Origin of the sequence: Corynebacterium tapiri (assembly GCF_006334925.1) — a bacterium.
Lineage (GTDB): Bacteria > Actinomycetota > Actinomycetes > Mycobacteriales > Mycobacteriaceae > Corynebacterium > Corynebacterium tapiri.
Map to the genome: position 1 here is coordinate 59,715 of NZ_VDHJ01000004.1, position 6,943 is coordinate 66,657.

Here is a 6,943-nt window from a genome sequence, read left to right on the forward strand (position 1 = left end):
TTTCTAATTGTTGATTAATCGACCCACCCCAGCCACTCGTTCAGCTCGCCCAGGGGGGTCATTTCGCCCCGGAACACGCCAGATTCGTCGTCCTTGAACGGGTCACCTTCCGGAACCGGCGCCGGCTTACCTTCTGGTGCTTGTGCGGTCTTGCCCATGGTGGGGCGTTGCATCGGTTTGGGCTTGCCGCCCTTTCCGCCGCTGCCCTGCCACAACAGCCCGTTAACCCCGTCAAGAAGCCCGGCAAGGATGTGTGTATCCACCGACCAGGAGGCCGCGTCCCCCATTGAGTGACGCACAAGTGCGGAGTCATGGCCGCACTGACGCACGATGACCAGCAGGTCCCGCCAGTTCAGCCGGTCTGTGCCGTCGCATAGCCAGCGCAGTCGCAGACCCATTGAGATGAGGTCGTATTCGACTGCTTGGCGGAATTCATCGTCTTCTAGGGCCTCGCACAGCCCGATTATTCCCCCACAGGAGCGTCCTCGTCATCCATCCAGCCCTGCATGAAGTTGGTGGAGTCACGCATCGACCAGTCGTCCAGGATTTCGTCGGCGACCTTCTTGCCCAGAGCGGAGGTCAGGAGTTCCTCGGTCAGCTGCTCCGGGTCGTCCTTGTACTTCTTCTGGAGCTTATGGAGCTTGCGCATACCCATGGTGTCCATGAGGTAGGGGAACTCGCGTTCTTCGCCGTTGGAGCGGGTGAAGTGGAATCGTTCGAGAGCCATGATCTTGGGAGACCTTTCTACTTAGGAAAATTTGGAAACTTGGGGAGACTTTTAAGTAGGCCCTACGGCGTCTCCCGTATCCGTAGGGCCATCGCGTTAGGCGACAGTGATGGTGATGTCCTGGTTTCGGGACTTGCCGGTGGAATCACCGACCACGACGTGCACAGTGTGGGCACCCGCGTCCGTGGTAGTGCCGGTCAGCTTGCCGTCGGTAGCCAGGGTCAGCCCGGCTGGCAGGCCCGTGGCGTTCCACATGTACGGAGCAGCGCCACCATCAGCTGCCAGGGTCTCGTTGACCTCAGCGCCGCTGGTCACGTTCAAAGACGTGGTAGTGACCATAGGGGCATCGGTGGTGCCCTTAGCGTCCGTGCCGCGCTTGATCAGGGAAATGAGTTTGACGTTATCCACGCCGAAGCACTCCAGGGTGGCCTGGTATTTGATCACATCGGAGCGGACATAGTTGACCTCGCCCACCTCGGTGACCTGTGCATCGGGTGCGAACACGAGGATCTTGGAGCCGTTTCCGCCCTTGATGGTGAACGCGATGGAGCGGTGCGGAAGCTCGTCCGCATTGTCGACGACGCGCAGGGTGTCGCCGTTGTCTTGCACGTTGGACTCGCCGGCGATCATCTTCAGGACCTCGCCGTTCGCACCCTCCATGAAGGTGACCTGCAGGGTCACAGAGTGGTCGGACTGGGTGATCAGGATGGTGTCGCCGTTCCAGTCCTTGATCTTGTCGGTGGAGCGGTCGACGGTCTTGACGACGCCGTCCTCGGAGACGTAGCCGGCAGGCCCGTGTTCGAGCGCGTCCAGCTTGGCGTCCACAGTCTCGGGGAACTGGGACTTATTATCTGCCACCTTGCCGATGGTGATGCCGCCAGACGCTTCAACGTCCGGGGCACCAACGATTACGTTCTTGCGATTACGCAGATCAGCCACTATATCCTCCTAGTTTTTGTGGCATTAAAAAAGCCCCTGACCTACGCGGGTAGGTCAAGGGTTGTGGTCAGCACGCCCGTTAATTGGTATCGGGTGTGCGTATCTGTATCGGGGTCTGGGAACTCGTGCGGCCCGGCCTCTTCCCGCCACCACACGATGTGCGGGTTAACCCGGTAGCACTCATCCATGAGGTACTGACGTAGCCGGCCAATCAAGGTGATGGTCTCATCGAGATCGCCCCCATAAACTTGCACAGCCATCAGCGTGTCCTCACTGACCACAGTGGAAGCACGAGGCTCGCCAGCATCCACACGAATAAACAGCCCGGGGGCTTCATAGCGCGGCACCTTCGTGAACACTGGCACATCGAAACGTGCCTTCAGCTCCTCGAGTAGCCGCTCAACAGCAAGTACCACTTACCCACCCCCTAAGGCTTTGATCAGTGTGTTGTCACGAGCATTGACGACCATGGCCCTCGGGGTGTCCGTGAACACGATCGCCCGGTAGCGGTCATCCTCACGGGTTTTCACCTCGAAGCCCCGGCCTGCCCGTTCTGCTAAGTTTCCGGCGAGGTCGTCTATCTGTTTGACCAGTGCGGGGTCTTTACGTAGCTGGGTGAAGCCGTCCATTTTCCAGTTGATCTTGACGGCCATTAGTGCGCCGCCAGATTGTGGAAGCTGAACCACTGCCCGGGGGCGAAACCTGCGATGAAGTTCTTAGCGCCCTCCGTGTAAACGATCAGGGCACCATCAATAACTTCGACCGCGTTAGTCTCAAATTTCACGCTGACCAGCTCATCGTTGATGTTCAGTGCGCTGACTTCGATCATCCTTGTACCTCCTTGGCGTGGACGACAACTAGACCGGGGATAAACCCGTGAAAGCCGTGGTTGAAATCTTCCGAGTTGCCTTGGACTGACCAAACGCGACCATCTGGGGTGCGTACACGGCCATCTGGCCCGGGGGCATCCGCGGGCAGGCAGTGAACGTGCAGGTAATCGACAGTGCGTAGCACTGAGTCCCCTGCCTTTTCTTCACTGCGGTCAACCCACCATGAGGCCACCCTGACTTGTCGCCACTCGCCGGGAGCAGCGACCAGGTTGCCGAAGCGATCACGCTTCGTACCAGCCTTGGCCTGCATGTCAATCGACTGCGACAGCGGGATAAAAGCCATAAAGACTGCTCATCCCCCTATCGCGTCGATGCTGCGCATGCCGCCGTGACGGCCAGCCAAAGCAGCCTGAATCACTTCACGCTCCTGCGCAGTAATGTACAGATTGCCTTCCGAGTTGCGATAGGACACGGTCTCCGAGAACGGCCCGGCGGTATGCCCCGTCGACTGCATATTCCCGCCACTATCGGCCAGCATGGACCGCTTCACCATCGCCACGACCACACCCATGAGCACATCCCCCAGATGCCCCGAAGGAACAACCGGGAGGTCGAACAATGAGCGTAGGTAGGCCGTGGCGACACGAAGCTTGGCCTCAATTTCGGCATCGCTGCCTTGGGCTTGTGGCCAGAGCGCCCGGAATTCTTCTGCAGTAGCGAAACTCACCGAACCGCCCCTCTAGCTTCTGGTTACTTGTTCAGGCCAGTGATCTTGACGACCGCCAGCGGGTCGGTCACACCGAACGCGAGCGTTGCCCAGGTGTAGAACTCAGTGACCTGACGAGACTTGATGTACTCGTTGTCGGTGCTGATCGGGTCCTCAACACCCATCACGCCGACAGCGCCACGCTGCAGAAGCAGAGCCTCGCCCGGGTCAGCCAGCGCGGTGGTGGTGTACGCAGTCAGGCCGAGGGAGTTAAGCACACCCTGCCAGTTGTCGAGCCCCAGCAACTTCTGCATGGCGGTACGAGCCTGCGGAGACAGAACCAGGGTGTCCGGGGAGTAGCCCATCCCGGTTTCCTCAACCAACAGCTTCGCGTCGAGCAGGTCGGAGACGATCTGCCCTTCGCCGGTCACTGCGGTCTTGGTGTCCTTGGCCACCTTGGTGGCTGCAGCCCAGCCAGAGGAGGCGAATCCGAGCGCACCGTCGAACTTGGCAAGGTCGTTGGTGATCGCTGCGAAAGCACGACGGTCGATGTCCTTGACCATCGTGTTGGCGATGCGCTGGGCGTTGCGCTGCAGCACGGTCGGGTCGTTGCGAAGCTGTGCCTCGCGGGTGACCTCGTACTTGCCACCAGTCTTGACCACGCCACGGACGATGGGCTCACCGTTGGAGGTTCCCAGCATGGGGAACTCAGCGCCCGGGGCGATAACCCCGGGGTTGCGGTCGGCGGTGGCCTTATTCTCCACGAGCTGGTCAAACAGGATCGCGCCACCGTTGGCGGCGGTGGAGGTGTACAGGAACTGGGAGACCAGGTTGGCCTGCACCAGGTTGGAGATGTACTTGGAGATGTGGGTTGGTTCCTTGACGAGGAGGTCAAGGGAGACCTTGCCGTCGACGACCTGCGTCGGGTCGAGCGGGAAAGTCACGTTAGACATAGGCTTCTATGCTCCTTCTTTTGTTCTCTTTAGCCCAGGGCGACCTGGACGAAACCGTCAGCAGCCGTGGACACGGCAACGCCTGCGGGGGCGGTTCCTTCGGTCAGCTTCACGGCCTTGCCGTTCGAGCCGGCGGCGACAATGTCACCTGCGGTCAGGGAGCCGGTTGCTGCGACAGTGACGATGTGGCCGGAGCGGTACACCATGACGTGGCCGCCGTCGGCTACATCGTGTGCGGGAACGCCGAAGGCCATGTTGCCTGCGGCTGCGGTCTTGACGACCGGGTTACGTCCGCTGACGTCGGCGGAAATGGTGACGAAGGTGGAGGCGCTGAGTGCGCCCTGTGCCTTGACGGTCACATTCTGGGCTGGGGTGTACGAGACATGCGTTACAGCCATGTTCGGGTCTTCTCCATTCTTAGTTGTTGGCAAACGGCCCGGTCACGGGCCAAGCTGCCAAGTAGTTGTAATCCGGGGTGTTCTCCGGCTCGGAGGAGCCGGGCTTGAGGTACTCGCGCGGGTAGTCAGACGGAGGGCCCGGCCGGCGGGCCTCTGCCTTCTGCAGTGCGGCGATGCGCTCCGCGTTCGCCTCGAACTTCTCGGGGTCATTGCCGAGCAGGTCGATGTTGTCCTCAGTGATCCCGAATCGGGATACCACCTGCAGGCGCTTGTTTTGTGCCTGCATGGCCTCGTAGTCGCGCTGGAGTCGTGCGTTGGCCTCCTGGGCCTTTTCGAGCTCGGACTTTTCGGCTTCCTTGGCTTCGCGGTACTTTTCAGCGTCTCCGCGCAGGTCGTTGCGTTCTGTGCGGTAGCGGGCTGCTTCCTTGCGGGCCTTGGCTAGTGCCTTTTCGAGGTCTTCGCGGGACATTTCGGCACCGGCACCAGTGTTGTCGTTGGTGTTGGTGGCCTTGTCGTCGCTGGTGGTGGTGTTGTCTTGGTTTGCCACCTCGTCCTGGTTGTTGGTGTTGGTGGCGGTAGTGTTATCCGACATGTGTGCGCCTCCTGGGCGTGAATGTTGGTGTTGGATATGACAAAACCCCGCCACCATCGCAGCAACGGGGTTGAGTTGCCCGCCCCGGAATCGAACCAAGGGGCTTGCACCATGCGGGCATAAAAAATCCCCCTTGAACTGATCTCTTAAAAACCAGTTAGGGGGTCAACTTGTGAGCAAAAAGTCTTTACGAAGCGCTTTTCAAAGATTCACTGAGCTCAAATTCGATGAACTCTTCGATGACTGGCTCAATCATCTTTTCACGGATTATTGAGCGAAGCTCAGTGACCATATCGGCAGTGATCAAGTTAGCCTCGGAGGCATCTTCGAGAAGCGTCATCAGCGCCGCCTCATCATTTCCGAGTCCAGCGAAATAAAGCGCATCCTCGCGGCTAACCGCCGCTGGCGTCACCATGTCAAGGCGCTGGTAAAGCGTCATGATCACACCTTCTTCGCTCTGGATGGAATTCTATCGACTGGATGAGAGGTCACGAACCTTGCTTCCCCACTTACCAGGGCATACTTTGCCATCACCAGGATACCATCTACCTCTCGCCATACGATGCGACTGTGCTGCTTCGTTTGGACGTAATCGGGGTCTTCGAGAGTTCGGAGAACCGCCGCAGCTATTTGTTGGTGCGACCACTCTCGAGGGAACTTCGACGCATCTGTCCGTTTTGAATCCCATGTGTGGCCGTAACGCTGGTCCTCCGTGTGAGGGATTTTGCCGACTCCGCTGAGTGGACGATCTCTCCATCCATAGAGAACATGGCCCACAATTCTGTGAACATCCGTAGGCACTGGCTCCCCTGAGAACGCGATGGACTTGCCACCATTTTTGAGCGAAGGAACTTCAACGCTTCTGATCTTCGGCCAGTTACGAGCCTTAGAAGTCGGAGTGAAGTCTTTCGCGTTTAGCTTTCCGCCTTGAACGTGGGCTCGCCACTTGGCCCACTGATCAGCCCCCGGGCTCGTTGGCTCACCAGAATCGTCCTTGCGCCACGTCACATCACGCCAACGCTTCTCCAGCCTCCGGTAAGCGTCCTCACCCTCCCACGGGTGACCATCAACCACCAGAACAGGAATACAGTCACACCCATCGTGGTAACGACGACCGTCCTTACGCTGAACAACCGTGTCCTCCCGGTACACCGGCCCACGAGACGCCAACATCGCGCAAAACGCACAATTCTCACGCCCCGTCAGCACACGCGCATAACCCGCATGAGCAGGACGACCAGACGCAGCAAAACGCGCCGAACCATTATGAACCGTCGACGCCACACCCTGCCGACCAGCCTGCACCACATGACGCGACACACGCCGCGACAACTCCGCAGCAACACGATCCACAACCACACGATCATGGCGATTATCCGCAGACGGCATCACCGGAGTAGAAACCAGCTCCCCGGTCTCCTTATCCAGCAAATCAACACGAATATTCGTGGACCCTGGGGTAATGCGCGCGATCTGGCACACAGCATCAAACAAAGCCTTCGGCGGGTACTCCTCCAAAGGCTCCGCCCGCAGCTCCACACCAGCAGCCACAGCCTGCCGACCAAGCTCCACCATATGAGCCCGGTACGCGGACTCCCTGGCGCGCACCACACTCGGGTACAACTGCTCAGCAAGCTTGGAAGCCTGATCCACAGTCGCCGGCACACCCTGCTGCCGAACCAGGCGCACAACAACAGCCTGTACATCCGCAGCCAACCCGTAGTGCCAGCCTTGTTGTGAGTCACCCTGCAACAAGGAGGCAATCATGTTCACACCCGAAGAAAAGCGTCAAGCAGTC

At 59.4% G+C, this 6,943-nt stretch carries 13 protein-coding genes; all 13 read right to left on the bottom strand.

Annotated elements, in window-relative coordinates:
• Positions 1 to 14: 14 nt before the first annotated feature.
• Complete coding sequence (locus tag FHE74_RS03905; protein ID WP_139465200.1) at positions 15 to 398, bottom strand: hypothetical protein; 384 nt, start codon at positions 396 to 398, stop codon at positions 15 to 17.
• Positions 399 to 463: 65 nt separating this feature from the next.
• On the bottom strand, positions 464 to 727 hold the full coding sequence (locus FHE74_RS03910; RefSeq protein WP_139465201.1) for a hypothetical protein: 264 nt from the start codon (positions 725 to 727) through the stop codon (positions 464 to 466).
• Between the two features lie 96 nt (positions 728 to 823).
• A complete protein-coding gene (locus tag FHE74_RS03915) occupies positions 824 to 1,666 on the bottom strand; it encodes an Ig domain-containing protein (RefSeq protein ID WP_139465202.1) in 843 nt (280 codons plus the stop codon).
• Positions 1,667 to 1,707: 41 nt separating this feature from the next.
• Positions 1,708 to 2,082 carry a hypothetical protein gene (locus FHE74_RS03920; RefSeq protein WP_139465203.1) on the bottom strand — a complete coding sequence of 125 codons (375 nt, stop codon included), beginning with the start codon at positions 2,080 to 2,082 and terminating at the stop codon, positions 1,708 to 1,710.
• The gene (locus FHE74_RS03925; RefSeq protein WP_139465204.1) at positions 2,083 to 2,319 is read right to left on the bottom strand and encodes a hypothetical protein; all 237 of its coding nucleotides are present in this window, start codon (positions 2,317 to 2,319) and stop codon (positions 2,083 to 2,085) included. It abuts the gene before it with no gap.
• Entirely contained in the window at positions 2,319 to 2,495 is a 177-nt protein-coding gene (locus tag FHE74_RS10635; protein ID WP_180339672.1) for a hypothetical protein, read from the bottom strand. Before FHE74_RS10635 ends, FHE74_RS03925 begins: the two co-directional genes overlap by 1 nt.
• Positions 2,492 to 2,839, bottom strand: a complete 348-nt coding sequence (locus FHE74_RS03930) for a hypothetical protein (protein ID WP_139465205.1) — start codon at positions 2,837 to 2,839, stop codon at positions 2,492 to 2,494. Before FHE74_RS03930 ends, FHE74_RS10635 begins: the two co-directional genes overlap by 4 nt.
• Before the next feature lie 9 nt (positions 2,840 to 2,848).
• Positions 2,849 to 3,223, bottom strand: a complete 375-nt coding sequence (locus FHE74_RS03935) for a hypothetical protein (RefSeq protein ID WP_139465206.1) — start codon at positions 3,221 to 3,223, stop codon at positions 2,849 to 2,851.
• Between the two features lie 23 nt (positions 3,224 to 3,246).
• A complete protein-coding gene (locus FHE74_RS03940; RefSeq protein WP_139465207.1) occupies positions 3,247 to 4,155 on the bottom strand; it encodes a major capsid protein in 909 nt (302 codons plus the stop codon).
• Positions 4,156 to 4,184: 29 nt separating this feature from the next.
• A complete protein-coding gene (locus tag FHE74_RS03945; RefSeq protein WP_139465208.1) occupies positions 4,185 to 4,553 on the bottom strand; it encodes a capsid cement protein in 369 nt (122 codons plus the stop codon).
• A 19-nt stretch (positions 4,554 to 4,572) separates the two neighbouring features.
• A complete protein-coding gene (locus FHE74_RS03950; RefSeq protein WP_139465209.1) occupies positions 4,573 to 5,145 on the bottom strand; it encodes a hypothetical protein in 573 nt (190 codons plus the stop codon).
• A gap of 187 nt (positions 5,146 to 5,332) precedes the next feature.
• Positions 5,333 to 5,584: a hypothetical protein gene (locus tag FHE74_RS03955; protein WP_139465210.1), complete on the bottom strand. Its 252-nt coding sequence runs from the start codon at positions 5,582 to 5,584 to the stop codon at positions 5,333 to 5,335.
• A 2-nt stretch (positions 5,585 to 5,586) separates the two neighbouring features.
• Positions 5,587 to 6,912, bottom strand: coding sequence for a VG15 protein (locus FHE74_RS03960; protein WP_139465211.1), 1,326 nt, complete (start codon positions 6,910 to 6,912; stop codon positions 5,587 to 5,589).
• Positions 6,913 to 6,943: the final 31 nt, after the last annotated feature.

Coding starts and splice junctions, on each gene's coding strand:
- FHE74_RS03940 (WP_139465207.1), bottom strand. CDS start 4,155: ATGTCTAACGTGACTTTCCCGCTCGACCCGACGCAGGTCGTCGACGGC.
- FHE74_RS03930 (WP_139465205.1), bottom strand. CDS start 2,839: ATGGCTTTTATCCCGCTGTCGCAGTCGATTGACATGCAGGCCAAGGCT.
- FHE74_RS10635 (WP_180339672.1), bottom strand. CDS start 2,495: ATGATCGAAGTCAGCGCACTGAACATCAACGATGAGCTGGTCAGCGTG.
- FHE74_RS03905 (WP_139465200.1), bottom strand. CDS start 398: ATGGGTCTGCGACTGCGCTGGCTATGCGACGGCACAGACCGGCTGAAC.
- FHE74_RS03910 (WP_139465201.1), bottom strand. CDS start 727: ATGGCTCTCGAACGATTCCACTTCACCCGCTCCAACGGCGAAGAACGC.
- FHE74_RS03925 (WP_139465204.1), bottom strand. CDS start 2,319: ATGGCCGTCAAGATCAACTGGAAAATGGACGGCTTCACCCAGCTACGT.
- FHE74_RS03950 (WP_139465209.1), bottom strand. CDS start 5,145: ATGTCGGATAACACTACCGCCACCAACACCAACAACCAGGACGAGGTG.
- FHE74_RS03955 (WP_139465210.1), bottom strand. CDS start 5,584: ATGACGCTTTACCAGCGCCTTGACATGGTGACGCCAGCGGCGGTTAGC.
- FHE74_RS03960 (WP_139465211.1), bottom strand. CDS start 6,912: ATGATTGCCTCCTTGTTGCAGGGTGACTCACAACAAGGCTGGCACTAC.
- FHE74_RS03945 (WP_139465208.1), bottom strand. CDS start 4,553: ATGGCTGTAACGCATGTCTCGTACACCCCAGCCCAGAATGTGACCGTC.